This window comes from Paenibacillus sp. NPDC058898 (genome assembly GCF_049316025.1).
GTDB lineage: Bacteria > Bacillota > Bacilli > Paenibacillales > Paenibacillaceae > Paenibacillus_AQ.
Map to the genome: position 1 here is coordinate 42,969 of NZ_JBMOSM010000020.1, position 26,361 is coordinate 69,329.

The 26,361-nt window shown below is 49.5% G+C and carries 24 protein-coding genes; 12 read left to right on the forward strand and 12 right to left on the reverse strand.

Annotated elements, in window-relative coordinates; all coding sequences use genetic code 11:
* Positions 1-10: 10 nt before the first annotated feature.
* Both ACOZB4_RS30995 and ACOZB4_RS31000 read right to left on the reverse strand, forming a co-directional pair.
* A complete protein-coding gene (locus ACOZB4_RS30995; RefSeq protein ID WP_098741393.1) occupies positions 11-913 on the reverse strand; it encodes a carbohydrate ABC transporter permease in 903 nt (300 codons plus the stop codon).
* 14 nt (positions 914-927) lie between these two features.
* Positions 928-1,869: an ABC transporter permease gene (locus ACOZB4_RS31000; RefSeq protein ID WP_379414050.1), complete on the reverse strand. Its 942-nt coding sequence runs from the start codon at positions 1,867-1,869 to the stop codon at positions 928-930.
* A 269-nt stretch (positions 1,870-2,138) separates the two neighbouring features.
* On the opposite strand from ACOZB4_RS31000, the gene ACOZB4_RS31005 reads away from it, so the two are divergent.
* Entirely contained in the window at positions 2,139-4,436 is a 2,298-nt protein-coding gene (locus ACOZB4_RS31005) for a helix-turn-helix transcriptional regulator (protein ID WP_422759722.1), read from the forward strand.
* Positions 4,437-4,517: 81 nt separating this feature from the next.
* Here the strand turns inward: ACOZB4_RS31005 and ACOZB4_RS31010 are convergent, their stop codons facing one another.
* Entirely contained in the window at positions 4,518-5,372 is an 855-nt protein-coding gene (locus ACOZB4_RS31010) for an alpha/beta fold hydrolase (RefSeq protein ID WP_379414045.1), read from the reverse strand.
* 352 nt (positions 5,373-5,724) lie between these two features.
* On the reverse strand, positions 5,725-6,843 hold the full coding sequence (locus ACOZB4_RS31015; RefSeq protein WP_379414042.1) for an ATP-binding protein: 1,119 nt from the start codon (positions 6,841-6,843) through the stop codon (positions 5,725-5,727).
* Positions 6,844-7,008: 165 nt separating this feature from the next.
* Between ACOZB4_RS31015 and ACOZB4_RS31020 the strand changes: the two genes are divergently transcribed.
* The gene (locus ACOZB4_RS31020) at positions 7,009-7,947 is read left to right on the forward strand and encodes a GNAT family N-acetyltransferase (RefSeq protein ID WP_379414039.1); all 939 of its coding nucleotides are present in this window, start codon (positions 7,009-7,011) and stop codon (positions 7,945-7,947) included.
* Between the two features lie 74 nt (positions 7,948-8,021).
* On the opposite strand, the gene ACOZB4_RS31025 is transcribed toward ACOZB4_RS31020, so the two are convergent.
* Together ACOZB4_RS31025 and ACOZB4_RS31030 are read right to left on the reverse strand one after the other, a co-directional pair.
* Entirely contained in the window at positions 8,022-9,080 is a 1,059-nt protein-coding gene (locus ACOZB4_RS31025; RefSeq protein WP_379414036.1) for a hypothetical protein, read from the reverse strand.
* A 307-nt stretch (positions 9,081-9,387) separates the two neighbouring features.
* On the reverse strand, positions 9,388-10,164 hold the full coding sequence (locus ACOZB4_RS31030; RefSeq protein WP_379414033.1) for a DeoR/GlpR family DNA-binding transcription regulator: 777 nt from the start codon (positions 10,162-10,164) through the stop codon (positions 9,388-9,390).
* Positions 10,165-10,404: 240 nt separating this feature from the next.
* Between ACOZB4_RS31030 and ACOZB4_RS31035 the strand changes: the two genes are divergently transcribed.
* Genes ACOZB4_RS31035 through phnX form a run of 5 tightly spaced genes read left to right on the forward strand, consistent with a single transcriptional unit; the run spans position 10,405 to position 15,737 of the window.
* Positions 10,405-11,157: an ABC transporter ATP-binding protein gene (locus ACOZB4_RS31035; protein WP_339269453.1), complete on the forward strand. Its 753-nt coding sequence runs from the start codon at positions 10,405-10,407 to the stop codon at positions 11,155-11,157.
* The gene (locus ACOZB4_RS31040) at positions 11,150-12,766 is read left to right on the forward strand and encodes an ABC transporter permease subunit (RefSeq protein ID WP_379414029.1); all 1,617 of its coding nucleotides are present in this window, start codon (positions 11,150-11,152) and stop codon (positions 12,764-12,766) included. The genes ACOZB4_RS31035 and ACOZB4_RS31040 overlap by 8 nt, the downstream gene beginning before the upstream one ends.
* A 43-nt stretch (positions 12,767-12,809) precedes the next feature.
* Entirely contained in the window at positions 12,810-13,805 is a 996-nt protein-coding gene (locus tag ACOZB4_RS31045) for an extracellular solute-binding protein (RefSeq protein WP_379414027.1), read from the forward strand.
* Positions 13,806-13,827: 22 nt separating this feature from the next.
* On the forward strand, positions 13,828-14,922 hold the full coding sequence (gene phnW / locus ACOZB4_RS31050) for a 2-aminoethylphosphonate--pyruvate transaminase (RefSeq protein WP_379414025.1): 1,095 nt from the start codon (positions 13,828-13,830) through the stop codon (positions 14,920-14,922).
* Positions 14,919-15,737, forward strand: a complete 819-nt coding sequence (gene phnX / locus ACOZB4_RS31055; RefSeq protein ID WP_379414022.1) for a phosphonoacetaldehyde hydrolase — start codon at positions 14,919-14,921, stop codon at positions 15,735-15,737. The genes phnW and phnX overlap by 4 nt, the downstream gene beginning before the upstream one ends.
* Before the next feature lie 172 nt (positions 15,738-15,909).
* Here the strand turns inward: phnX and ACOZB4_RS31060 are convergent, their stop codons facing one another.
* Positions 15,910-16,857 carry an alpha/beta hydrolase gene (locus tag ACOZB4_RS31060; RefSeq protein ID WP_379414019.1) on the reverse strand — a complete coding sequence of 316 codons (948 nt, stop codon included), beginning with the start codon at positions 16,855-16,857 and terminating at the stop codon, positions 15,910-15,912.
* A gap of 209 nt (positions 16,858-17,066) precedes the next feature.
* On the opposite strand from ACOZB4_RS31060, the gene ACOZB4_RS31065 reads away from it, so the two are divergent.
* The gene (locus tag ACOZB4_RS31065) at positions 17,067-17,510 is read left to right on the forward strand and encodes a DUF3888 domain-containing protein (protein ID WP_379414016.1); all 444 of its coding nucleotides are present in this window, start codon (positions 17,067-17,069) and stop codon (positions 17,508-17,510) included.
* A 144-nt stretch (positions 17,511-17,654) separates the two neighbouring features.
* Here the strand turns inward: ACOZB4_RS31065 and ACOZB4_RS31070 are convergent, their stop codons facing one another.
* Positions 17,655-19,403, reverse strand: a complete 1,749-nt coding sequence (locus ACOZB4_RS31070) for a M28 family peptidase (protein ID WP_379414014.1) — start codon at positions 19,401-19,403, stop codon at positions 17,655-17,657.
* A 167-nt stretch (positions 19,404-19,570) separates the two neighbouring features.
* The gene (locus tag ACOZB4_RS31075) at positions 19,571-20,332 is read right to left on the reverse strand and encodes a kanamycin nucleotidyltransferase C-terminal domain-containing protein (protein WP_339269468.1); all 762 of its coding nucleotides are present in this window, start codon (positions 20,330-20,332) and stop codon (positions 19,571-19,573) included.
* 196 nt (positions 20,333-20,528) lie between these two features.
* Between ACOZB4_RS31075 and ACOZB4_RS31080 the strand changes: the two genes are divergently transcribed.
* A complete protein-coding gene (locus ACOZB4_RS31080) occupies positions 20,529-21,242 on the forward strand; it encodes an SAM-dependent methyltransferase (protein ID WP_076322618.1) in 714 nt (237 codons plus the stop codon).
* Positions 21,243-21,368: 126 nt separating this feature from the next.
* On the opposite strand, the gene ACOZB4_RS31085 is transcribed toward ACOZB4_RS31080, so the two are convergent.
* Positions 21,369-21,992, reverse strand: coding sequence for a GyrI-like domain-containing protein (locus ACOZB4_RS31085; RefSeq protein ID WP_379414010.1), 624 nt, complete (start codon positions 21,990-21,992; stop codon positions 21,369-21,371).
* A 98-nt stretch (positions 21,993-22,090) separates the two neighbouring features.
* Complete coding sequence (locus ACOZB4_RS31090) at positions 22,091-23,068, reverse strand: helix-turn-helix transcriptional regulator (RefSeq protein WP_379414006.1); 978 nt, start codon at positions 23,066-23,068, stop codon at positions 22,091-22,093.
* A 235-nt stretch (positions 23,069-23,303) separates the two neighbouring features.
* Between ACOZB4_RS31090 and ACOZB4_RS31095 the strand changes: the two genes are divergently transcribed.
* Entirely contained in the window at positions 23,304-23,894 is a 591-nt protein-coding gene (locus tag ACOZB4_RS31095; protein ID WP_379414004.1) for a TetR family transcriptional regulator, read from the forward strand.
* 311 nt (positions 23,895-24,205) lie between these two features.
* Positions 24,206-24,949, forward strand: coding sequence for an SDR family oxidoreductase (locus ACOZB4_RS31100; protein WP_379414002.1), 744 nt, complete (start codon positions 24,206-24,208; stop codon positions 24,947-24,949).
* A gap of 166 nt (positions 24,950-25,115) precedes the next feature.
* On the opposite strand, the gene ACOZB4_RS31105 is transcribed toward ACOZB4_RS31100, so the two are convergent.
* A complete protein-coding gene (locus ACOZB4_RS31105; RefSeq protein ID WP_379413999.1) occupies positions 25,116-25,694 on the reverse strand; it encodes a TIGR00730 family Rossman fold protein in 579 nt (192 codons plus the stop codon).
* Between the two features lie 218 nt (positions 25,695-25,912).
* Here ACOZB4_RS31105 and ACOZB4_RS31110 point away from each other — a divergent pair, with 218 nt between their 5' ends.
* A complete protein-coding gene (locus ACOZB4_RS31110; protein WP_098741415.1) occupies positions 25,913-26,230 on the forward strand; it encodes a MazG nucleotide pyrophosphohydrolase domain-containing protein in 318 nt (105 codons plus the stop codon).
* The last annotated feature ends 131 nt before the right edge of the window (positions 26,231-26,361 follow it).

Sequence of the window (26,361 nt, forward strand, 5' to 3'; positions counted from 1 at the left end):
CCTTTATTATTCAGCCTTTAAGAGCGCCGATCATCATGCCTTTGACAAAAAATTTCTGAAGAAACGGATACAGCATTAAAATGGGCACGCTTGATACGATAATAACTGCGTATTTGACCCCTTCAGCGACAAGAAACTTGCTCGAATCGGTCTCGATGGAATCCATCATCACGTTATCCGACTGATTCATAACCAGAATTTCCCGGAGGAACAGCTGCAAGGGATATAATGATCGGTCTTTCAAATAAATCATCGCCTCAAAATAGGAGTTCCAATGATAGACGGCATAGAACAGGACGAGGACGGCTATGATCGGTGCGCACAAAGGCAGCACGATGGAGAAAAATGCCCGTATATTGCTGCATCCGTCCATGTAGGCCGATTCATAGATCTGCTCGTCGATGGTCGATTCGATGAAAGTCCGGGCGACGATCATATTGTACACGTTAATGGCGGTTGGCAAAATCAAAGCCCACATCGAATTGTACAGGCCCAAATTTTTAACGAGCAAATACATCGGGATGATACCGCCGCTGAAAAACATCGTTATCGTGAAAAAGACCATGAACCCTCTGCGCCAAGGGAAATTTTTGCGGGCCAACGGGTAAGCACCCATCATCGTCAGCGCAATGTTCACTATCGTTCCGATAACCGTGTAAAGGATTGTATTACGATAGCCGATCCATATTTCTTCGTTCATAAATACCCGCCGGTAAGCCTCCAAATTAAACCCTTGCGGAAACAAGCCGATTTTGCCGGTTACGACCAGCTTGGGATCGCTAAAAGAGGCACTGACGACGTGAATAAGCGGATAAAGAATGATTAATACCAAAATACCGATTAATGAATACGTAACCGTCAGAAATAAACGGTCTCCATAAGCCTCTTTAATTTTGTTGGAACCAGCCTGCATGGTCATTCCTCCCTTTAGAACAAGCTGCCGCTGCTGTATTTTTTGGCGAGTTTGTTGGCCGCAAGCAGCAGGATGATGTTGATGACATTGTTAAAGAGCCCCACGGCAGTGGAAAATCCGTAATCCATGTTGATCAAACCCATCTTATAAGCGTAAGTGGATATAACCTCGGACGACTCGATATTCAAGCTGTTTTGCATGAGCAGGATACGCTCATAGCTGAGTGTCATCATTTTTCCCATCTGCAAAATAAATTGAATGACGATGGTTGGCAGAAGGCATGGCAAGTTTACATGAAGGATCCGTTTCCAACGGCTGGCCCCGTCGATTTGCGCAGATTCATGTAGCTGCGGATCCACACTGGACAATGCAGCGATGAAAATAATGGAATTCCAGCCTGCATTCCGCCACACGTCGGTCCCGATGTAAACGCCGGGGAAATATTGCGGATCGGTCAGAAACGGAATCGAACCGAAACCGAACATATTCAGGAGATGGTTGATATATCCGTTCTCTCCGGCAAGAAATAGATTAATAATGCCGACAAATACAACCGTTGATATAAAATACGGCGCATAGGTGATCGTCTGGAACGTTCGTTTCAACCGCTCGCGTTTAATCTCATTAAACATGAGAGCCAGGATGATTGGAATGGGAAAGCTGATCAGCGTCTTAAACAAATTAATGACCAACGTATTGGTGAGAATTCGGGAAAACTGGTATGAATCAAAAAGCCTCGTAAAGTTATCCATGCCGATCCAAGGGCTATCGGTAATCCCCGTGGCCGGATTAAATCGTTTAAAGGATAGCTGCACCCCATACATAGGGCCGTAGCAAAAAATAAGGAAATACAGGACGACCGGAATAACGAAGATCAGATAGTCCCAATTTTTTCGCAGTGCAAACCTTTTTCTCCGTGATTCTGAAAAGGTGGCAGTCTTATCTGTAGCAGCCATTTAACGGGCCTCCTTCTTCGTGGCCGAAAGCGGTTCGGCGCCTGAAACGCTTTCGTATGGCTCGATAATAAGTGAATTTACGGCCTGCAACAACAAGCGGATATCGGCTTTTGCACGCTAAAATTGCGATTTGAGCCATAAAAACACCCTGCAAATCTTTCAGCACCCAGTCAATTTTTGCTTTTTGGCGAAGAAGAATTGATAAGCTTATATGAAATCCGTATACTCGAAATACGCTATAGACCTAAATCATCAAGGATGTGACGATGGTGCGCAAAGCAATCCAGTCCAAGCTGTATCGTAAATTTTTGTTCCGGTACCTTCTCATATTGGCCGTATCCGGCCTTCTATTCTTATTGACCAATATCATTTCTTTATCGAACACCTATAATCGGCTTATGGACAACACGCAGAAATCGATGGCGCACATGACCGAACTGCTCGATACCCGAATATTCGATTTGCAGATGCTGACCTTGTCCGTATCGCGAAATACAAGGCTGCTCCCTTATCAATTGCAAGAGCAGGTGGCTTATCCGTATTCTATTGCGAATGAACTGGCAAATTTGAAAGCGCCTTCAGCAAATCTCGATTCGATAGGCCTTTACTATCGTCAATCCTCTTATCCTTCGCTGGAGAACACGATTTTTACGGATACGGGCATGTATACCCCGGAAAGCTATGTTCGTTTAATCGGCCATAACCGAATAGCGTCAGAGCAATTATACGATGTACTGGATAAGCTGAAGGAGCCTGCGTTTATTTCCTCGCTGATCCATACGAGTGAAGAACCGGGCAAGGAACAGGTTCTTCTATTGTTGATCCCGCTCAATGGTACGCCATATTCCAGCGGGGTGATGATTTATAAATTGGACTATTCTGCTTTATTGAATAATTTCCGGCAAATAACCGATAACGAAAGCAGTTTGATCGCTTTTGACCGCAGCGGCACACCGATTTTCTATTTAAAAGGTCATAGCGACTTGGATTGGAGAAGGCTTGCCCTTGCCATCAATGATGCTAAGATGCGCATTCCAGGCTATCTACTCCTGCAGGAAACGTCCGAAAAACAACAGTTCCATGTCATTAACGCGATTCAACGCAGTGCCTACAACCAAGAGTATTATGCCGCCCTCACGATTTCCTTGGGAATATTCCTGTTCTCGCTTGTTCTTGGTGTGGTGCTTTGCTTCCGTTCGGCTTTCAAAAGCTATCAGCCGATCCAGGAGCTATCGAACCGTTTTTCCGGGTTCACGGATAAAGCCGAGACTACGGAGCAGGATGAGCTGACCCGGTTAACACAATATATCGAGCAGATGAGAGATGAAAGCCTACACTTGTCCCACATGATGCATAATCAGGAAATTTTGACAAGAAACCAGCTGTTGCTGGCTGTACTGATGGGGAAGTTGAACGTAGATAATACGTCCGAGGCCAACCGGAATGCATTGGACAAGCTGCTTGGCATGCGAAATACAAGCAGCGTACTGATGTTTATGTTTGACGACTACAATGCCAAAATAAGCAAAGAGCCGCTAAGCGAGCAGTGGTTGATGAAGTATGCCATCTGCAACGTTTTTGAGAACTTATCGGGCGAGCATGGCACCAATTATGCGCTTGATTTGGCTATCGACAATGGTATTGTCGGTATCGTCTCGTGGAATACCGATGACGCAGGCCGCTGGGAGCAGCATAGCCGCGCGTTTGCCGAGCAGATTTTGGCGTTCATGGAAAGGCATTTCGCGCTTTCCTTGTCCTGTGCCGTTGGCGAGCCGCAGCCAACCAATGAACTGCATCAATCGTTTAATTCGGCGACTTCACTTTCGGAATACCGGATTTTTGCCGGCAAAAAATCGATTATTACGCCTTCGGCAGCAGCTCCGAGAATCGCGAGTGAGGCAGCTGCCGGCACGGGCGACGTGCGGCAAATTTCGCTGCTGGCAGATGCGCTTCATGCTGCAGTCTGCTCCAAAGATCCTGAAAACCTGGAGCGGCAAATCGTCGAGCTTAAAGCGCGGTTTACGTTTTTGGAGGATGCATCAGCCTTCCGCTTGACGTACCAGCAAATGATCTTCACCTTGAACCAGCTTGTCAATAACATTCCGCTTTCGCATCGCGAAGCCATTAAATACAAGCTGGATGCTCTTACCGAATACCAGTCGAAGACGATCGACGAGGCTTGCGGCAATATGTTTGAAGCCGCCCGTAGCATTCAAGACAGCTTAGGGGAGGATTCGAGTCACGACCGATTGTATACGTCCATGCTGGAGTACGTGGCCCGATCGTATATGGACTGTAATCTCAGTCTCTCGACCATTGCTGAAGAGCTCTCGTTGACTCCGTCTTACGTAACGCGCTATTTCAAGAACAAGAACGGATTGCCTTTGATGCAATATGTCTCGAAAATCCGGATCGAAAAAGCAAAGGAGCTGCTTGAAACAACGCCGCTGTCCATTAAAGAAATCGTCGAGCAGGTTGGATTCGTCGATGAGAATAATTTCTCGCGCGCTTTCCGTAAAAGGGAAGGCATTTCTCCGTCGCAATACCGCTCCGTTCGGCTTGGTTAAAGTGACGTAAAAGGAGCCCCCAGCGGAATGCTGAGGGCTCCTCTTCATTACAGTAACGGCATACGTTGTATCTTCACCGGATTAGTTATCCGTTTCATGAATCCAATCCGTTAATATGGCATCAAATAGCTCAGGCTCTTCGAACATCGGATTATGGCCGCTTTTTTCAAAAATGACCTTCTTCACGTGTTCCTGCCAGTCGTCTACAGCATCCCAGAGTGATACGGGACTGACCAAATAGTCGTACCGTCCAAGACCGATGAGGACGGGCTTGGCAACCTCTTTCAGCGAATCGATCAGATTGAGCCGCGGGAAGGCTTCTCCCCATAAATGATCCATGACGGGCATGCTGGTGAAGACCCCTTCCCACATCCAAGCCGCATCATAAGCATAGTCATAGAAGCTGTGCGCTCCCATTCGGATGCACATATGAGCAAAACGACGTTCCGGCTCTTTCTGAATGTCCCCCGCCAGCAGGGCGATATCCGCATCAAACTTCCGTTTCCGTTCTGGGCTTGCCGTTTCATTGAAAAAAGCGATGCTCTGCTGCTGCCGCTCCGGGCTGTTGGTCGGGGCCGTGTTCAGCAGGACCACCTTCCGGACATGGTCCGGATATTTTTTGGCATACTCCAGCGCCATGAAAGCATGGCCCGAATGCCCCAATATAATAAAATCCTCCAGTTCCAGCGTTTGCCTTGCCGCTTCGATATCATCCAGAACCTTATCCAGCGCATAGTCTTCCGGCTCCAGTGTCCGAGGGGGCTTCACAAAGCCTCGATGGTCCAGGAAAATCAGTTGAAATGAAGTGTAGAGTTGTTCCGAAAACAAGCGGGGGTAGTAAATACTGCTTCCCACCACCAAAATAGGCCTGCCGTTTCCACGAATGGAAACATTCAATGAAAATCCTTCGCTTATTACCGTACTCTGTATGCTCATGTGTATCGTCCTCGTTTCGTTTTTTATTTAATCGCACCATCCCCTTTCCTGTTCTGATTCCATTACATTCTCCATAGAACGTTCCAGCATTCTATATCACCTCGATTAGCGTTCGTTCAAGCTCAGTATAGCACCAGACATGTGTTCGGTCGACAGCCATCCAAGCTTGCTCGGACCCCACACCCCACACCCCACACCGTGTGTCTCTACCACCCGGACCGGTATCGTTCCAGGACCGTTGCTTCGGCCACGGTTTGCATAGGGAGCAGTACACTCGATGTGGCATCTGAGCGTACCGCTGCTGTAAAAAAGCACGGTGCACATTCTTCGAACTGCCCCTTCTGGAGCTCCTTTATTCAGCGGTAACGCGGATTGTTAGGGTGAGTCCAGGATAGTCCGCGGCAATTGCGCTCTTACGCTCGAGGATGCGGTCAAATTCAAAGGCAGAGCTGAATAATTCCGGCTCAGGCTTGAATGTCACGCTGGTACCTGTCTCCTGAGTCATGCCGACAATCTGAAGCCCGGTCTGCGGAATGCCGTGCCTGTACTCCTGCCGGTATATGTTCCCGTCACGGCGAATTTCCACGGTCAGCTGCTTGGAGAGGGCATTGACTACGGCGATGCTGATGCCTTTTTCGGCGCCGGGGACCAGAAAGTGTGCGCTGGCGTTCAATTGGTGGACATCGGTTAGTACCGATTGTACGACTGGGATGTTGGAATTCGGAAGGGCCTGCACAGGTATGCCTCTCCCGTTATCGGTAACCGTCACGCTGCCATCCTCATGCAGGAAAATGCCAATCTGATCGCCATACCCGCTTGTGTGCTCCAATACTGAATTTTCCACCACGGCCCAAAGCAGCTGATGAATATCGAAGCCGTGCGAGGCTCCAAAATACATCCCCGGATTGTTGCGGGTTTCGGTCATCTCCAGGTAATCGCTTGTATCGAGCAAATCGCCTGCAGCAGACAGCAGCAGCAGGAACGGCAGGCTCCGATGCTTAGGAAGAGTGTACCGGCCGCCCTGCTCCTGCACAAGGAGATCCGCGCCGAGCAGCGCCTTGAGATGGTGATACAGCTGACCCGTCGTTCCCATATTCAACCGTTCTACCAACTCGGAACCGGATAGGGGCTCTGCCATGACGGCCTTTAAAATATCCAGGCGCTGCTTGTTGCCCAGTGCTGCGAGGATTTTGGCAGCCTTCTCGGTGTTCATGTCCAGCAATTGATCCATTCGCCGTTCCTGCGGCTCCCAGCGGATGTTTTGTCCGTTCAGGTGCACTTGCCCGGAGTAGAATACGGAGCCGTCTTCGAGGGTTGCTTCATGTATCGTAGGTGCTGTTGCGATTTCTTGGCGGTGTTGGTTTGATGCGGAACCAGGTTTGCGTTCCACAAGAGCTTGATAGACAAGCTGCTGTAGCTCTGCCATTTGATTCTTTAAGACATCCATCTCATAAACCAGATCACGTGTCATGGGGAATCATTAACCTCACTTTATCGATATTATGTTATTACGTAATTATTATATTACGTAATTTAAACATTGTAAACCCATATTAAGGAAATCAATACATGAATAATCGATTTGTTTGTCTATAGTTGTTTTTTATCTATGTTTATCATCCCGGGTCGTCTTACAATGAACGCAAAGGTTGGTGACATTCATTTGGGTGAAAGAATCATACGGAATTTTAGGCAGGGCGATATGCCTCTGCTGGGGGAGTTGTATCAGGCGGTATCCGCAGCGGATGCACTGTTCTGGTGGGTGGGTGACCAGGAGAATTGGGGTAACGTGTTCTGTGCATTCGAAAACGGGAAGATGGTGGCCAAGGGACAGGTCGGCATTATTAACGTGATTCCGCCGGGATGTGGGCCTAACTGCAAGCATCACATTTATGTGAACCTCAAGGCTGTACCGCAGCGGGAGCGGGATTATGATCTGTTAGGTGCAATGTATAAGGTGCTCTATGAACGTGCCCTTGTGTTAAAGAGGACGCTACCGGAGACATACGGGACGTATTTGTGCGTGGGCAACTATGCCCATGAGATCGGCAACAATACTTTCTTTACAGAGGAAATCGGATTCCAGCCGCTGGAGAAGCTGTATTCCATGAAGCGGTCGCTTGAGGAGCCTTTATATGCCTTGCCGTTAGATGATCGCTATCGCTATCGATTGTGGAAGATGGAGTCTGCGGAAGAGGAAGAGATGTATCTAATGCTCGAGGCCGAGATTTGGCCGGAAGCGCCGCTGGGGCTTGGACGATTACGGGAATATAAAGGACATCCCAGTTGGACTGCGATGAATGTCCTTGAAGGGGACACGTTAATAGGCAGTACCATGGTATGGCTAGAAGAGGGGAATATCGGCGCGATTGAAGATGTGTTTGTGAGAGAAGCCTGGAGACAACAGGGAATTGCAAATTATCTGCTCCATCGTGCCATGTCCTATCTTCAGGCTCATGGATCCACCTCGGCAAAACTTCAAGTGAAGGCAGCCAATGAAACGGCGTTGTCACTCTATCATTCGGTTGGCTTTGCCAAAGATCAAGAGGAGCATCGATTTTATCTGCCTCTGTAGCAGGAAGGTCACGAATACAAAGACCACGCGAAGGAATAATCCTGGCGTGGTCTTTTCTATATAAAATAAGAAAGTTATGAGGTCGATTCTTGCCCGCCTGTTATATTCGGATTGGCATCCAGAATACCTTCCGTGACGGTCCACAGTTTTGGCAGGAACCGAAGAACCTCGTCGGCCCGCTGCAGCAGGTCATCGGTGGACGTTATGCCGAGATCCGCAAGGATGGCATCAAAAGCAGGGGCGTACTGCTCTTGAAACTCAGGAGTCCCGTCGACTTCCAATATGTTGTGGCATCGAGCGAAGGTGGCCACCATCCAGAAGACGGCCTCTCTATGGCTTCCGTTTAGGATCAGCTCGCGGCTGCCGTCAATGGCAATCGGTCTTGCATCCGGCGTAATGTCACTGCTGAAGAAGAAGGGGGTCTTGGCAATCGCAGCAGCGGCATCGAAGGTGCGGGCCAGCCCATTAAGATGATGGAGCGCTTGTTCGGCACTCATGTCTTTACAACCCAGTAGTCGTAACAGTTCGTCGTAAATTACCTCTTGGTCATATTCCTTGAGCACATCGCGAACCGCCGCATAGCGCAGCCTGACCGTGGGGTTGCGAAGAGCGGCGACCAGGAGCATATGGGTGGTTACGCCGGTAGGGAACAGCCATGAGGTAACCTGGCGATGCCAAGGGGCAGAAGGATCTATGGAGCGGAGTCCGGTTATGATTCGTTCGCGTACGTTCTCACAGCGGCGGGCGACCCATATCCGGTCGGCAAAATGACGCGAAACCTCCGTCTGCAGCTTACGCAGCTGCCCGGTTGGATCGGACATCAGGGTATCCACTCGGAAGCTGCCCGCAAGATGATAGGATGTTAATACCTGCTCGGGCGAGGCGAGGTCCCGCCAGGACAGGTAGGTGGCTTCGATCAAAGCATCCTGGTAGATAAATTTTCCCAGCTTAAGAGGGGGCTCCGCATCCTGGGTAACAACAACGATGTCAATGTCCGAGGACGGAGCCATCTCTGCTTCATCCGGCTTTCCAACCGTGGAGCCACTAAAATAGGCACCCATAAATCCAGGCTCCCTGCTGGCATGCTGCAATACCCAATCCGTCGCCGCTGCGCGTGCTGATCCAACGTTCATAACCTTTATTCCTCCTCTACTTGCATGGTGTCTCACATAATTAGAAAAAATATCCTGTTTCTCACTACATTATATTGACTTCAATTCGAATGTACAACCGCTTACAAGAAGACTTGAGCTTTCACGCTTATGAAAAGACGGGATTACAGAAGAAGAGAAAATGATACTGGTCCAAGAGATTCGCAAGGGCTTGGCACATATAAATTAAAAGTTAATACGGGTGCGTGCCTGTGTGAAACCGAAACGGACATTCCCTTATCGCTAAACATTTAGCGAGGAGGAACGCCCGTTTTTTTGGTCTTTTATTCTATTCATCGGCAATCACTAGCGTTGAATTGGTTTTTTTGAATTTTGGAATGAAGCTTGCATGGACATTCGCATCGGTCACGATCATATCAATTTTGTCGAGCGATGCGATGGAAATGGTGACGTCTTTGCCGAACTTGGTGCTGTCCGCCATGACAACCACCTCTTTGGACAGCTCGATCATTTTTTTGCGCGTAATGGCTTCTTCCAGGTTGTAGTCGGAGATGCCTTTTTCAATCGTAATGCCGCTGCAGCAGATGAAGGCTTTCAGCACATTCAGCTCGTGAAAGTTGAAGATGTATTCATACGCTACGACGGATTGTTCTTCCCTACGGATTTTGCCGCCGATCATAATCAGTTCCACATCGCTGTCCATCAGCTCAATCGCAACCGGCAGCGAGTTGGTAACGACCGTCAGCTTCTTCTTATGCTTCACGTATTTGGCCATCTGATATGTGGTCGAGCCGCTGTCGATATAGATGCAATCGCCGTCATGAATGAATTCGCTGCATTTGCGGGCGATCCGATCCTTCTCTTCCAACTGGCTGACCATGCGCTCGTCCATGGAGGATTCGCCGAACCGGGACTCCACGAGTTTAACCCCGCCATATATCTTCTCGATCCGCCCCTGCTTGGTCAGCGTGTTCAAATCCCGGCGCAGCGTATCTACAGAGACGCTCAGCTCTTCCGTTAGCTCCGTGATCTTCAATACTTTTCGAATCGTTAGCAGCTCAAGTATTTTCTTCTGCCTCTCCAGTGGAAACATTCGCTCACCCATTCAATCTGCATTAGTAGTTGATGCCTGTATTCATGTCTAGTTTACCGATTCGCCTGGCCATGTTCAATAGATTCACCTATATTATTCCTAAGTTGGGCATCAATTATGGATCAATATGGTCAATAGTTGGTATTGACATATGAATGATATATGCATAATTTACTTACATTTAACAGTTTCCATGATTCTTATTTACATATGGTTTCTATACTGAGGATGTGTTTAAAGGAGGTGAGCCGTTTGCTGAAGCTAGAGCATATTAGCAAACAATTCGACGATAAAGTGGTTTTGGATGACATCAACGTAGAAATCGGTTCGGGCGAAATCGTGTCACTGCTCGGTCCGAGCGGCAGCGGGAAGACCACATTACTGAATATTATTTTGGGACTCACCCGGATGGATCAGGGAAAAATCGTGTTCCATGACCAAGATCTGAGCAACGTACCGATGAAGAAGCGCGGGTTTAATATCGTTTTTCAGGACTATGCCTTATTTCCCAATCTGAATGCCTACGACAATATCGTATACGGCCTGCGCAACAAGAAGGGGAGCGTGAGCCAGCAGGAGGTACAGGAATATATCGACTTTCTGGAGCTTCAGCCTCATGTGAACAAGCGGATCGGCGAACTGTCAGGAGGGCAGAAGCAGAGAGTGGCCCTGGCCAGAACGCTGGTCACGAAACCGAAAATCCTGCTGCTCGATGAGCCGCTCAGCGCGCTGGACGGCGTGATCAAGGAGTCGATCAAGCAGCGGATTCAATCGATTGCCAGAGAGTTTAACCTGACCACGATTATTGTGACGCATGACCCGGAGGAGGCGCTGACGCTCTCGGACAAAATCCTGATTATCCATCAGGGGCAGATCGCCCAATTCGGCACACCCCAGGAGATTGTCCATCATCCGAGCAATGATTTTGTGAAGCAGTTTATTATCAAGCAGCTGCACATCAAAAGGCAGAACATCTACAATCTGTTCGGTGAGCAGTATGCATAACGTGAAACCGGAAATGCGGATCATCTTTACCGTCATCCTGTTATTGTTCGCCGTGTTTCTGTTCTTGCCGCTGCTCATCTTGCTGGTCCGTTCCTTCGAATCCGATCAGGGGTTTACCCTCGGGCATTATGTATCCATAGGGTCGAATCGGGAATTCATCGCAGCGATTGGCAACAGTGTGAAGATATCGGGCATCACGGCGGTAATCACAACTGTCCTCGGGTTTATACTAGCGTATTCCATTCATTGCACCAAAATATATCGGCCCGTCAAAGGCCTGCTGAAAACCGTCATCATCATCCCCATGTTGCTCCCGACCATTACATATGGGTTCGCCATTATGTATTCGTTCGGTAATCAGGGGTTGATCACCCGGCTTGCCGGACGCAATCTGTTCGAAATCTACGGATGGAACGGACTGCTCATAGGCTACGTCATTTACACGCTGCCTCCAGTATTCCTGTTGATCCATAACGCGTTTAAATATATTGATAAAAAATTCATCATCGTCTCCAAGTTAATGGGTGACGGAACGTTGAGAAGTTTCCTGAATACGATTTTGCGTCCCTTGGCCGGAGCGCTTGGCGGAGCCTTTGTGCTTTCCTTTATCTTAAGCTTTACGGATTTTGGGATTCCGGCTTCGGTTGGCGGGACCTATCCGGTCGTGGCAACGCAGCTGTATCAGGTGATGCTGGGCTCCATTCCGGACTTCAACCAAGGCGCTGTCATTGCGGTGCTGATGCTGATTCCGGCCGTGTTCGGCATCTGGCTGCTGAATTATCTGGAAAAGTGGAATTTCCACTATGACAAGCTGTCGGATATCGAGCTGCCGCGGCAGCGCGTGCGGGATATCGCTTTCGGCATAATGTCATCGGTCATTGTGCTTGGAATGCTTTCCATTTTTGCCGTGATGTTCATTGCGCCATGGCTGAGCAGTTACCCCTATGACATGACGTTTACGCTTAAGCATGTACGGGACGTGTTTCAATCGAGTGATTTAACGGGGGTATACCGAAACTCCCTCTGGGTCGCCTTCTTGACGGCGCTGTTCGGTACCTTGATGGCGTATGGATCAGCACTGCTCAATGTGCGCACATCGTTAAAAGCCCGATCCACGGTGGATATGGTATCGATGATCACGAATACGGTGCCTGGCATGGTGCTGGGGATATCCTACCTGCTCTTCTTTAATGGAAGCAGTCTGAAAGGAACCTTCATTATTATCGTTCTGTGTAATATTGTTCATTTCTTTACGACGCCGTATCTGATGGCCAAGAACTCCCTGTCCAAGATGAATCCTTCTTGGGAAACCACGGGGGAACTGCTCGGTGACAGCTGGTTCAAGACCGTTTATCGGGTGATCCTGCCAAACTCGGCTTCAACCGTTATTGAGATGTTCAGTTACTATTTCATCAACGCCATGGTGACGATCAGCGGCATTATCTTTCTTGTATCCGCCCAGACGTCGCTCGTAGCCAGCAAGATCAAAGAGCTGCAGCATTTCGCCAAGTTTAATGAGATTTTCGTGCTGTCGATGCTGATCTTCTTCACGAATCTGATCATCAAGCTGGTGTGCGACGCATTACAGAGGAGAACGGCGCAGCGGTAACTTATTTATTAATACAAATAAAAAACAAGGAGTGGAGTTAATCATGATGAAGACGCTTAAGGGAATGCTGCTGTCATTGATCGCAATCAGCATGGTGTTGGCTCTGGCCGCTTGCGGCAGCGGAAGCACGGGGGAAGCGAAGAAGGTGGTCATCTACACCAACGGGGATGAAGAGGCCGTCGCCGCAATGGAAACATCGTTGAAGAATGCCGGATACGAAGGACAGTATCTCGTGCAATCCCTGGGTACATCCGAACTTGGCGGCAAACTGATGGCTGAGGGGAACAAAATCGAGGCTGATCTCATCACGATGAGCTCGTACTTTATCGAAAGCTCGCAGACCAAGCACTCCATGTTTAAGGATTTGGCTTTTGACGCAGGCGCTGTCGGAACTTATCCGAAATACTACACGCCGATTCTGGCGAATACCGGCTCTATCTTCGTGAATACACAAGTGCTGAAAGACAAAGGCTTGTCAATGCCAACCTCCATCACGGACCTGACCAAACCGGAATTCAGCGGACTCGTATCGATACCGAATATTATGGATTCCTCCACCGGTTGGCTGCTGGTTCAGGCGATTATCAACCAATACGGCGAAGATGCGGGACGTAAGGTGCTCCATGACCTGATCGCTAATGTGGGACCGCATCTGGAGAGCTCGGGTTCAGGTCCGATCAAGAAAGTGCAGGCTGGAGAAGTGGCTGCGGGCTTCGGACTCCGCCATCAGGCGGTAGCCGCCAAAGCTGACGGTGCACCGATAGATTTCGTGGATCCGGTCGAAGGAAACTTCTCGCTGACCGAGTCGGTTGCGGTGGTGGACAAGAAGAATGCCACAACGGATTTAGCGATGAAAATGGCTGAGACCATCGTGAAGGATGCCAGAAAAGACCTGATCGTGAACTATCCGGTGGCCCTATACGAAGGGGAGACCGTGGATGAAGTCAACAAACCTGCGTACTCGATGACCTTCGAGAAGCCGCTGACGGTGGAGCTGCTGGAAAAGCATCAGCAATTCTTCAATGGATCTAAAGAATAAGCCAGCATAGGAGCGATGCGAAATGAATACCTATAAGCTTTTGACACCAGGACCTTTGACGACAACCAAGACGGTGAAAGAGGAGATGCTCTTTGACCGCTGTACATGGGATGATGAGTATAAATCGATTACGCAAAAAATCAGATCGCAGCTCCTGGCACTCGCCGGGGCGGATGCGGCACAATACACAGCGGTACTGATGCAGGGAAGTGGAACGTTTGCCGTCGAAGCGGTGATGACATCCACCATATCGAATGACGATAGAGTGCTGATTGTAACGAACGGCGCCTATGGTGAGCGGATCGTCAAAATGGCAAAGTATATTGGATTGAATTATGAGGAGTACCAAGTGAATTACGATGAACATCCAAGCGAGGATGAACTGCGAGCCATACTGCATAAGGATGTGCGTATTACGCATATCGCAATGGTACATTGCGAGACGACAACCGGGATTCTGAATCCGCTGGAGATGGTCTCGAGGCTGTCCAGAGAATATGGCAAAACCCTCATTATCGATGCGATGAGCAGCTTTGGCGGAATGGAAATCGATGTGCAGGGACTTGCCATCGATTATCTCATCAGCAGTGCGAATAAATGCATCCAGGGCGTTCCGGGTTTTGGATTTGTCATCGCCAAGCTGGACAAGCTTGCAGCCTGCGAAGGGGTTGCGCGCAGCCTGTCGCTCGACCTGTACGACCAGTGGAAGGGTATGAACAATGACGGCAAATGGCGTTATACCTCGCCGACCCATGTCGTGGCAGCTTTCTCCAAAGCGTTGGATGAGCTGAATGAAGAAGGCGGCGTCCCTGCCAGGTTCAGCCGTTACCGGAATAACAATCGCCTGCTGCGGGAGAGATTGGCGCAGATCGGCATCCAGGCTTATATTACCAATGACAAGCAATCTCCGATCATCACGACATTCTTATTCCCGAGTGAAGGGTTTAGCTTCGAACACTTTTACGCTTATATTAAAGAAAGAGGCTATGTGATATATCCGGGCAAGCTGACCGACGTGGATACCTTCCGAATTGGGAATATCGGAGAAATCTATGAGCAGGATATCGAGCAATTATGTCATATCATCGAAGAGTATAGGGGAGTGATGGCACAATGAATCGAATCGAAGGCGTTATATTGGACTGGGCCGGAACGGCTGTGGATTTTGGATGCTTTGCACCGGTGAACGTGTTTGTCGATATTTTTAAGAATGCGGGCATTGAAGTGACGATGGCTGAAGCAAGAGCACCGATGGGGATGCTGAAGATCGATCATATTCGTGCCATGCTATCCATGCCGAGAGTGTCGGCGCTATGGGAAGCGAAGTACGGAAGAGCCTTCGATGAGCAGGACGTGGAACGGCTGTATGCAGAATTCGAGCCGGCGTTGATGGCTTCTTTATCCGAGTACACGGACCCGATTCCGGGTGTTATTGAGACGGTTGAAGCATTGAAGGGTCAAGGCTTGAAGATTGGTTCTACGACAGGTTATACGAGCAGCATGATGGAGGTCGTGGTAGCAAATGCCCGGCAAAAGGGCTACAGCCCGGATGTCTATTTCACGCCGGATGACACGAATTCCCAAGGAAGACCTTATCCGTACATGATTTATCGGAATATGGAGTCTCTCCGGTTATCGGCTTCCTGGAAGGTCGTTAAGGTGGGGGATACCGTCTCGGACGTAAAGGAAGGCGTGAACGCAGGTGTATGGTCGGTTGGCGTTGTCATCGGCAGCTCGGAAATGGGCCTGAGTTCAGAAGAGTATCATGCCCTGTCAGAATCAGACCGGGAAGCTGCGATCTCGAAAACCGAACAGACGTTTATCCGTAGCGGGGCAGATTTTACGATCCGGACGATGAGCGAGCTGCCGCAGTTAATCGAGAGAATTAACGACATGCTGGCTGAGGGACAAAGACCGGGGATTCAGCGCTAGGAACCATTCAGGTCTTTTGATACGCGGATGAAGTAAAAATCACGCAAATAGATGCGCAAATTGAACAGGCAACCCGAGCGCCTGAAAGGAAAGGAAGCAGCGTTATAGGCTTCCCCCTCACCTCGCACCAAAAAGAGCAGTCCACTTGGGCTGCTCTTTTTCTTCATTTCTCTTATTGCACGTACGTGCCAATAAACTCTGTTACTTCGCGGTCATATCCCTCGGGGTCAAACTGGCGCGCCATGCCGTGACCTGCTTCGGGGACGATGAACAGCTTCTTTTGCTCCGGACCGTTCTCGTACAGCTCATACACCATCTCGGTAGGTACGAACAAATCGCCGCCGCCGTGAATGAACAGCGTCGGCGTCTTGGATTTCTTCACCTGCTCCAGTGCGGAGGCTTCGCCGAAGGAGTATCCGGCCCGGATCTTGGTGAGCAGGCTCGTGGATTGAAGCAGCGGGAAGGACGGAAGCTTATACAGGCGCTTCAGCTGATAGGTCAACTCATCCGTGACCGAGGTATACCCGCAGTCCTCGACAATGGCTTTTTCCTGGGGAGGAAGCGCTTCGCCGCTGGTCATCATAACCGTTGCACCGCCCATGGATACACCATGAAGGACGACTTGAGCATCTTCGCCTGTATGCCCAATAACTTGATCAATCCATTTCAGATAATCCTTGCGCTCTGGCCAGCCGAAGCCGATGTAATCGCCCTCGCTTCGTCCATGACCTCGCGCGTCGGGTAGAAGCACGTTATAACCCAGATCCTCATGGTACCATTGGGCGAATTCGCTCATCTGCTCCGAATGACCGGAGTAGCCGTGGGCAATGATGACGGTTTTACCCGTTGATATCTTGGCAGGTAAATAGTAAGCATGCAGCTTCAGACCGTCGTCTGAAGTAAGGTTCCATTCCTCTAAGCTCTGCTGAGCCCACCATTCCTTGCTGTCCGCAAAGGGGTTATCGATATTCGAGTTGGCTTCCAGGTCCGGGTTGCCGTTCAGAAAGCCCTTGTCGGCGCGGGCAATAGCGACATTATAGAAGTAGAAGCTTGCTGCGACAATAATGACAACCAGTAGTGCGATGATAGCTGCTGACATGATCATAATCCTTTTTTTCATATTGATGGTTATCCTCCCCGTATCATGGAACACGATGAATGTGATAAGGAAGGCATATGCCGATACGATATCGTTCCTTCCACCTATCATATCGCACGTCCCCTAATTAATCTATATCGCAGCCCACGTTCATTTCGTGGGTGTTACATCAACCCTATCGGTTAGGGAAGTCTATAATAAAGAGCTGCAGCAGGAGGCGAGAAAGAAATATGCACAAACGCTTCATCAGTCTAATTCTTGCCGTCGTTACGGTTATCGGTTTACCGCTGCCGTCCTATGCCGAGGGGGCCTATTCTTCACCGAAGAAGGATAGTTCACAGCTGCAATATCAGGATATGCTGATGCTATTTCTGCTTCCTCATATCGATAAAGCGGTTCGCGGGCATTATATCCATACGTTGAAGGAGCAGCCGCTTGTCTATCCCTACTTTGTGGATGTGACCGGAGTGAAGAGGGTGAACGGGTTTCGCGGTTTTCATTTCATCATTACGCTTGAGGCCAGCCCAACGGTTGGTCCCCATATTACGGTGGGAAAGGACCGGCTTGTGTTTGAGGTGGCTCCGACGATTCCCGGCGGTATGGTCAAGCTGGTGGAATACAAACATCTGGAGACATATGAGCTCCCCCCGCATTGGCAAGATATCGTGAAGTAACGGCGGCGAAACCAATCCAATATCACATCCAAAAAACAAGCAAACGCAGTCCGCGCGTTTGCTTGTTTGGCATGGACATAACGGTGCGTTTATCGGGTGTCACACCCTCAAGCAGTTGAGTAGCAGGCAGGGTGGCTGTAATGATTACCGCATCTCGAAAATCGGTCGATCCGGTCCAGGTTCGGCCTGGATCCAGCCGATGGCGAGCAGAACGACGACGGCGATGAAGGCAGCCGGCAGTACCCATTTCCAGGCATATGCGAGCATTCGTACAGCCGGGGACATCATGGCAAGTATCAGCCCGATCAGTACAACGCTGAATAGGTGAATCCCTGGCGGCAGCATGAGGAACACAATATGAAAGACCGAAGTAAACATCAGAACAGGGATAAGGGACGTTCCCAGTACAACAGCCGGATGGTTTAAGGATTCGATTGGGTCCCTGGTAAATGCCGCCCATGTTAATGCCGCAAACTGGACCAGCAGCGGAATCGCAAATAAATAGCTTGCGCCCGGCAGGAACCAGGTGGAGCCGACAAGCAGCAGCAGGAACAGGAATGCGCCCGCCAGCAGCATCTCCAATTCATTCACTTTCCGCACGATCCAGCGGGTGAGCGCAACATGAATGATGAAGGTTACCAGTATGAAGCTGACACTGTACAGAAGCGAATCATAGGTTGCGCCTGTGGGCTGCGTCATTTTGCCGGCCCATAACGTATCAACCAGCGACCACAAACCAAAGCATAGCGCTGCCGAGAGCACGCTGGCCGCAATCGGGGTTAGCAAGCTGAGCAAACTTCCCTTCAGGGAGAGTCTGGAGATGCGGGCATACAATACCGCGAAAGCCAGCCATATCGCCGCGAACACCACGGTGATCAGGATAGCCCATTTTGCAGGGTAATGAACCAGCAGGCCAAATAAATTGAAGTAAATACGGTTGCCTGTTGAAGTCAGGTCAGTCAAGTCGAGATTGCCAAAATGTTTGGCCACGGCGAGTGCATTCTCGCCTTGATGCTGCATGGTTTCAAGGGAGACGTTCTCCGTGTTGTCCATCGGGGTATGATAGGCTACCCACCCATCGCCATAGGCAAAGTTCAGCCCCGGGAGGCCATGCTCCAGCGCCACCGTCAGATCGGTATCGTTCGGCAGTTGTTTGTAGAGGTCCACCAAGAGCGAGTTGCTGACTGGATTGGGTACGGCCTGGGCGTATTCTTCAATGATCCGACTATTGCTGTCGCTGGTCTGGAACATGAGGGAGGAGCCTTTTGATCCTCGGGCTTCAAAATTCGCAATCATGCCAACCTCACGATGCTGTGGGTCACGGAAGAATACTTCAGCCCCCAGCATGCCTTTCTCCTCCCCGTCTGTCAGCAGAATCCATATGTCATTCTGCGGTGGAGGTCCAGCCTGGATCGCTCTTGCCGTCTCCAGCAATGAAGCTACGCTTACCGAAGCATCATTCGCTCCGGGTCCGGTAGGGACCGAGTCATAATGGGACATAAGCAGAAGCGGTTTGCCCGAGCCGGTGCCCTTAATGACGCCCAGAATGTTCGTAAGCTGAATGTCGGCTTCGATGTGCTTGGTTGTCAGGCGGTCATTAAATTCTTGAACGTCCGGGTTCAAGCCGAGTTGCTTCATCTGTTCCACCAAGTAAGCTCTGACTTCTGCATTAGCAGGCGAACCCATCGGATGGGGCTGCTGCGCAATCTGCTCGACATGCGCCATCGCGCGTTCGGCAGAGAACTCGGTTGCGGGTGCATCGATGCTGCTGGCCTGCGGCGGCTTCTCGAACCACAGCATGAGGGAGATAAAGAGTATGACGGTGAGGATGGTTGTAAGCGGCAGCCAATAAGGAGGTTTGTAATCCGGCGGTCTACTCAATTGAATTTGCATGATAAATACTCACTTCCTTTTATGATCATTCAGGCGTTTCGTAAAGCGATCTTTCATCGTATGTAAGAAATGCGCTCTTACACAGCGTAGTTCCAGAATATGACATGTGTCAATATAAGATTGAGAATGATCAGCTTTTCATGCATAACACAAAGCAAGAGCCTCCATCAGAATGGAAGCTCTTTAGATTTATATTCAATATTCATTTTTTCATACCATGCGTTCAGTCCGGTCCAGAGCTGTTCACAAAGCTCATATACATGATCGATCTGGAGAAGCTGACCTCGCATGACCAATTGCGCCAGTTCATCGTATCCGGAAGGCCTGGATTTCAGGGACAGTGATTCCTCCAATGTCTTGGCTCTTGTATTGTAAAATGTTCGGTTGGCAAGTCCAATCAGCTTGGCGGCCTGCCAGGTCAGATCTTTGGCCCCGAGCGGGAGGTAGCTAAAGTTACCGGATTGGACGTTGTTTCGTATTTTGCCCATCGTTTCGTAGGGTTCCCAGATCATGAATACCCGCATCGTTTCTTTGATGGCTTCCTCTGAAACCTGGAGGGGCAGCTTCCGAATTTCAGCGAGCAAGTTCGCCGGATCGTAGATTTCCTGTAGATGGACATAAGCGCCAGCTGTAATCGCCCATGAGTCGTCCACAGACGCGGCAGCCTTCAGTATGTCCTGTTTTTGTTCCATGCCGATTTCGATTTTGAAAGGGGGGTATATGAATTCGTGTCCGGTAAGGGAGACTCCGTCCTGTGTAACAACTTGAAGTTCAATGTCCGAGTAAGGGCCATCAATCCCTTGCGCGATCGAGCCGTACAGGCCAATGGCCAGAATGTCATCGCCGTGCAATTGAAGCAGCCGGTCTTTGATTTGATGAATGATGTTCATTTTCTCTTCTCTGGTCGTAGCCGCAGGATAAGGTAACATAAGGAAATCCCCTCCGAAATAAGTTAGTTATCAATATTATAATATAAATAGAACGGTTGAAAGCCGAGTGGAGTTTGGGATTCTGTGAATAAATATAAGGGTTATCCGGAATTCCATCATATGGTAATATATGCTTACGGATGTGGGAAGGAGTGCTCGCACCCGCACCCACAATAAATAGCTGAGGTGAGAAGAGATGAGTAGAGCTGAGCAGAGTCAAGGCAAGACGAAACAGGAATTGGACCGGGTTGTATTTATTGGCCGCACGTTTGAAGAGTACACGTTTATGTTTGATTTGGAAATGTCAGAGCTTACCGGCAAAAGCATATTGGATTGCCCCTCCGGAGCGTGTTCGTTCACCGCTCACGGTTCGAAGCATGGTCTCGATATCACGGCCAGTGATATTGCCTATGATCACAAGCCGGATGACCTGGAGGCCAAGGGACTGCAGGATATCGGGCATGCAATGGAAACGATGGAACAGGCGAAGAGTAATTATGTTTGGGACTATTACGGAGATGTAAAGGGGCTTCGTCGGCATCGCCAGCAAGCGCTCCGTGACTGCGTCCAGGATATGAGGGAGTTTCCGGATCGCTATGTCGCTGCAGTACTGCCGGAGCTGCCTTTTGCTAACGAACAGTTTCACCTGGTGCTGTCTGCCCATTTTCTGTTTATGTACAGTGACCGATTGGATTATGACTTTCATGTCCAGACGATTCGGGAGCTGCTGCGAGTGGCCTCGGAAGAGGTGCGCATCTTCCCGTTGACCGATTTATCGGGGAGTCGTTACGGCCATTTGGACCGCTTGATTCATGAGCTGGAGGCAGAAGGCTTTCGGGTAGCGGAAGTCACTGTGCCTTATGAGTTTATGAAGAACGGCAATTCGCTGCTAAGCATTCGTAAGAGATAGACAGACAGACGGATAAAATTAAGATATAGAATGTATGTAAAATAAGGGAGGGAGCCGGCAATCAGCTAAGCTCCCTCTTTTGGTTGGGATGGTTTTTGCAGAGTGGACGTGCGCTCTAATTCTCTATTAGTTCAAATTCTCCTGTCTTACAGGAGCACGGAGAATGGTTTTCATGGAGGCGGCGGCGGCTTTTCGTGGATCGGACAAATAAATCTCATGATGCAGCCCGTCCTGTACGTAATGATGCTGTTCCATGTAGGCATACATTTTCGCCAACGTATCAGGCTCCGTGCTGTAGGGGCCGATATGCATGATTTGGACGCATAGTCCCTCATGGATCGTTTCCAACACCACTTGTTGAATGGGTTCCAGATGATTTTTCTTGGAGAAGGCTTTGTCCCGCGCGGAACTTACGATCTCCGGGGTGACGAACGCCGGCATCCGAATGAGCAGCTTCCAATGCCATTCCTCTTTCGGAACCTCCAAACCGTACCGATCCGAGTTAACCCACCATTGTCCTTCAAGTTTAGGAACGGTAAAATCCTGAATTTCCGCCTTGCAATGTCCCTTAACGCCATAGGCAACGGTATAAAGCGCCTCGGTAGCATCCTCGAAAAGAGAGCTTTCGGGCGCACCTTGACCTTCGAATGACAGATAGAGCAAGGGGTCGAACTGCACAAGCTCAGGGGTGTTCCCGGCTGTGTAATAGGTTTTATCGCTTTTGGCTAGATCGAGTTTAGGAAGCGTCATACGTAAATCTCTCCTTTTTGGTCATGATTTACGGCTATCATAAACCAACTTCACTGACTGCATAGGAGTCAGTGAAGTTATCTGAAGTTATCGAAGGATCATCCCTCGTAATATGCGGCCAGGTCTCGGGCTGTCTCGGAGAGAATGGTTCGCAGCTGCTGAGGCTCAAGTACATTAATTCCTCTGCCATAAGAAAGCAGCAGATAAGGCATGTATTGCAGCATCCAATCCGGATGCATCCGGAATTCGGCCTCGTCGTCAGTTCTTCTTGTGACAAGATAAGGCTGCAGGAACCACTGGTTGCATATCGCGTCCAGGACCTCGGTGAGCCCTTGAAGGCGAACGGTTACCAACGTCGTTTCGTTCTCCTTCGTATTCTGATCCTGATACTCATGAATACGGCTCATGTAGTCATGTACCGAGAAATGCTCCGGCATTTCAAACGTGCGGCCTGTTAAGGACAGGCTGTTCATCCGGTCTACTCGGAATACACGGAGGGCCTCCCGTTGATGGCAATAGGCAATCAAATACCATTTGCCGAGCCGGTAGATCAGCCCATAGGGATCAATGTGGCGCTCCTCCGCGGAGCCGCTGAAGGACTTCGCATATTGAAGGACCAGGGTTTCCCGACTGGCAATGGCTTGCTCTAACTCGCGCAACATGGGGTGAAGCAAGGCACTCTGTGATGGCGAGGGGATATGGATGCTGCCGACATGACGCCTCAAGTCTTCCAATTGGGATTCCTGAAGACGGTGTTCAATTTTAGTTCGTGCTTTTTCAAGAGCATCCGTAAACGGATAGTCCGCTTGCCGGGCAAGAAGCACACTATGTTCCATGGCTTTAAGCTCGGTTAGTTCGAAGAACAGCGGCACGCTTAAAAAAGAGTCGGGCAGCCTGAACCCCCCGCCATGCCCCGATTCGGATATGATGGGGACTCCGCTCATACCGAGCGTGTCGATATATCGGTAGACCGTTCGGACACTTAACTCAAGTCTCTCCGCCAATTGCTCGGCTGTCATTTTTTTATGGGATCGAAGCAGCCATAGTATGGATAACAGATAGTCCAGCTTAGCCATGGACAGCACTCGCTTTCTTCATGTTATTATAGGTTAAATCCGGATCAATGAAGCTATTATAACAATCCATGAGGGGGTGTGATCAAGGGGATGAGGTGGGGATTCCAGTTATAACAAATAACAAAAGCTCAATATTGATATTGAATGATGGTTTGTTATAATGTGTTCAACAGAGAGGGGGCGTAAAGATGGGCAGTTGGGCGGAAAATCCAAGGTCTCTATGCTCATTGAACCTATGTCACATGATCAACCATTAACGAAAGAAGCCATATTGGACGCTGCCGAGCAGACGCTTCGGCGCTATGGCCCTGACAAGACCTCGGTTGTCGATGTTGCCAAGGCGCTTCAAGTGAGCCATGGATCTCTATACCGGCATTTTCCCAGCAAGGCCGCTCTGAGAGAAGCCGTAACGGAACGATGGCTGCAGCGAATTGCGGATCCGTTACAAAAGATTGCAGACGGAACGGAAGGCAGCGCCGCTGATCGCTTGCGGTTATGGACGGATACCCTCATCCGGGCCAAACGGGTTTATGTCCTTGAGGATCCCGAGATGTTTGCCATGTATACAACCGTGACGCTGGACGCCGTCAAGGTGATTGATATGCATGTGAAGCTGTTAATCGGACAGATTGCCCAGATCATTGATCAAGGGATGTTTACCGGCGAATTTAAGCCGGGCCAGTCGGAGTCGGTGGCAAAAGCTTTTTTCATGGCAACGTCCCTGTTTCACCATCCGGCGCATGCCTCTCAGTGGACCTCGAAGGAGATTGAAGCCGATTTTGACTCGGTGTGGGCGCTATTGTTATCTGGAATCACAAAACAGTAAACAGGCGAGAATAATAGTAAGCAGGAACTAAGCAGTGCTCGCGGCCGCAGTATGCGATACCGCAAAAGCACCGCGGGAGCTAGCGCGGTAAGATCACCACCTACGTTAAAAAGATGCTATTCTCTTGGCGATACTCGCATGGGATAGCGTCTTTTTTGTTCTCATTCAATTACAAATGACAGAAATATAAAATTGTCACTTGTAATTTGTTATGTGGAGACATATAATCAAATTACAAAAAAGACGTACAGATCAGAGGATCCATCTGATGAGATATTCGTGCACCTAATTCCTATGCGGGAGGTTGTATCATGACAAAGAGTTTATCGGGCAAGGTTGCTATCGTAACGGGAGCATCAAGAGGCATCGGGCGTGAAATTGCGGAGAGGCTTGCGGAAAACGGGGCTAAGGTGGTTATAAACTATGCGAGCAGCCCGGCTAAAGCTGAGGAAGTAGTGAGCGCCATTAAGCAAGGCGGCAGCGAAGCCCGGGCCATTCAAGCCGATATAAGTCAGGTAGCAGCTATTGAACGACTGTTTAGTGAAACGATCGAGACTTATGGCGGAATCGATATTCTTGTGAACAACGCCGGCATCATGACAACCAAGCCGATTGCGGCCATGACGGAGGAAGATTTCGATAAGCATTTTGCGATCAACGTGAAGGGGACTTATTTCGCGATCCAGCAGGCCTTTCACCATATGAACTCGGGCGGCCGCATTATCAATTTCTCGACGTCTGTAGTTGGGCAAATGTTCCCGGCGTACAGCGTATATGCTGGCACGAAGGGCGCTGTAGAGCAGTTTACGCGTCAGTTGGCTAAAGAATTCGGACCCAAAGGAATTAGAATTAACGCTGTGGCGCCCGGACCGATTAATACGGAGCTCTTCACGGTTGGCAAATCGGAGGAACAGATCGCGGGAATCGCAAGCACGAATGCTTTCGGACGTCTGGGGGAACCGGACGATGTCGCAGGGGCCGTCCTTTTTCTGGCCGGCGAAGAATCGAAATGGATCACAGGTCAAACGATCCGCGTGAACGGCGGGTTTGTGTAATACTCGTCAATATTGCAAAAACAAAAAAGGCACCGGGGGTCCGGTGCCTTTCGTTACGGGATACGGTCGATCGGTGGAGAAGGTCATAAATACGCATCAACCTACTTGTGAGTACAAGGCTTCCCCTGAATGTGGGGGAATGATCGCTAATCTCCGTAAACGCCCCTTAGTCCAAGTCTTTCCACTTCAAATCCAGCGTCGGAGGCGTGTAGCTATCCATGAGCTCGAGCAGCTTGAGCGGGTCATCGGAGATGTTGATCAGGTTTAAGTGGGAGGCATTGGAGAAACCTTCCGTGATACTGTACTGAATCAGCTTCATGAACGGTTCATAATACTCCCGGACATTGAGCAGCCCAATCGGTTTCTGATGAATTCCAATTTGCGACCAGCACAATACCTCGAACAATTCCTCAAAGGTTCCAAAACCGCCAGGCATGGCGATAAACCCGTCGGACAGCTTCGCCATCGTCGCTTTGCGCTCATGCATATCCGCTACTTCAATGAGCTGGGTCAGCTCGGTATGTACAATCTCGCCTTTAAACAGTCCGCTCGGCATCACACCGATAACTTCACCGCCATGCTGCAGAACGGCGTTAGCCACTTCACCCATCAATCCGATATTGGAGCCGCCGTATACAAGCTTATATTGGTTGTGAGCAATGTGTCTGCCGAGCTCGGCAGCCTTCGCTTGATAGTCTGGGTGTTCCCCCATGTTCGATCCTGCAAATACACATATAGATTTCAATTCGCACACTCCTTGACAAGATGTTGATATTTCATTTGAGCAATTATACTATATATAGTGATTTATGTCATGGCATCGATGGGCTATACTGTTAATGCTCATCAGATGGCACCTACTTATATTATGGCATACATGTTAGCATTATCATGAGTTTGATCTTGAATTATGTAAAAAGTAAAGGTTAAGTGATCCCAGGGAATCGCGGAGGTAGCACAAGCATGGATATGAATGAAGCGCAGCAATGGATTAAACAGTTTTATGGGGAGCGAGGCTGGACCCAGTACGGCCCCTTTATTCGCGTTGGGTTTTTGATGGAGGAGACAGGGGAAACGGCGCGTGCCGTCCGCGCTTATGAGATCGGCAGGGACCGCCCCGACGAGGAGGTTCAATCCAAGGAACAGCTCAAGCAGGATTTGGTGGAGGAGATCGGCGACGTGCTCGGCAACATTTCACTGTTGGCGGATCTTTATGGCATTTCGCTGGAAGAAGCATTTACTGCCCATCAGCAGAAGCTGCTGAAGCGGTTTGGTTCTTAAAGGTGATACGCTAGACCCTGTTTTGCATCCCATTGACGAGGCTGCCCCCCAGGAATGATTCATAGTCGAAGGGGCATTATTACGGCAAAACTTACGAAGTAAAAGGCTGCCCCAGGTCCCTTGGACCTTTT

Bases quoted from the DNA above. Each gene is read 5' to 3' on its own strand.
- ACOZB4_RS30995 (WP_098741393.1), bottom strand. From the start codon at position 913: ATGCAGGCTGGTTCCAACAAAATTAAAGAGGCTTATGGAGACCGTTTA.
- ACOZB4_RS31000 (WP_379414050.1), bottom strand. From the start codon at position 1,869: ATGGCTGCTACAGATAAGACTGCCACCTTTTCAGAATCACGGAGAAAA.
- ACOZB4_RS31010 (WP_379414045.1), bottom strand. From the start codon at position 5,372: ATGAGCATACAGAGTACGGTAATAAGCGAAGGATTTTCATTGAATGTT.
- ACOZB4_RS31015 (WP_379414042.1), bottom strand. From the start codon at position 6,843: ATGACACGTGATCTGGTTTATGAGATGGATGTCTTAAAGAATCAAATG.
- ACOZB4_RS31020 (WP_379414039.1), top strand. From the start codon at position 7,009: ATGAACGCAAAGGTTGGTGACATTCATTTGGGTGAAAGAATCATACGG.
- ACOZB4_RS31025 (WP_379414036.1), bottom strand. From the start codon at position 9,080: ATGAACGTTGGATCAGCACGCGCAGCGGCGACGGATTGGGTATTGCAG.
- ACOZB4_RS31030 (WP_379414033.1), bottom strand. From the start codon at position 10,164: ATGGGTGAGCGAATGTTTCCACTGGAGAGGCAGAAGAAAATACTTGAG.
- ACOZB4_RS31040 (WP_379414029.1), top strand. From the start codon at position 11,150: ATGCATAACGTGAAACCGGAAATGCGGATCATCTTTACCGTCATCCTG.
- ACOZB4_RS31045 (WP_379414027.1), top strand. From the start codon at position 12,810: ATGATGAAGACGCTTAAGGGAATGCTGCTGTCATTGATCGCAATCAGC.
- phnW (WP_379414025.1), top strand. From the start codon at position 13,828: ATGAATACCTATAAGCTTTTGACACCAGGACCTTTGACGACAACCAAG.
- phnX (WP_379414022.1), top strand. From the start codon at position 14,919: ATGAATCGAATCGAAGGCGTTATATTGGACTGGGCCGGAACGGCTGTG.
- ACOZB4_RS31060 (WP_379414019.1), bottom strand. From the start codon at position 16,857: ATGAAAAAAAGGATTATGATCATGTCAGCAGCTATCATCGCACTACTG.
- ACOZB4_RS31065 (WP_379414016.1), top strand. From the start codon at position 17,067: ATGCACAAACGCTTCATCAGTCTAATTCTTGCCGTCGTTACGGTTATC.
- ACOZB4_RS31070 (WP_379414014.1), bottom strand. From the start codon at position 19,403: ATGCAAATTCAATTGAGTAGACCGCCGGATTACAAACCTCCTTATTGG.
- ACOZB4_RS31075 (WP_339269468.1), bottom strand. From the start codon at position 20,332: ATGTTACCTTATCCTGCGGCTACGACCAGAGAAGAGAAAATGAACATC.
- ACOZB4_RS31080 (WP_076322618.1), top strand. From the start codon at position 20,529: ATGAGTAGAGCTGAGCAGAGTCAAGGCAAGACGAAACAGGAATTGGAC.
- ACOZB4_RS31085 (WP_379414010.1), bottom strand. From the start codon at position 21,992: ATGACGCTTCCTAAACTCGATCTAGCCAAAAGCGATAAAACCTATTAC.
- ACOZB4_RS31090 (WP_379414006.1), bottom strand. From the start codon at position 23,068: ATGGCTAAGCTGGACTATCTGTTATCCATACTATGGCTGCTTCGATCC.
- ACOZB4_RS31095 (WP_379414004.1), top strand. From the start codon at position 23,304: ATGTCACATGATCAACCATTAACGAAAGAAGCCATATTGGACGCTGCC.
- ACOZB4_RS31100 (WP_379414002.1), top strand. From the start codon at position 24,206: ATGACAAAGAGTTTATCGGGCAAGGTTGCTATCGTAACGGGAGCATCA.
- ACOZB4_RS31110 (WP_098741415.1), top strand. From the start codon at position 25,913: ATGGATATGAATGAAGCGCAGCAATGGATTAAACAGTTTTATGGGGAG.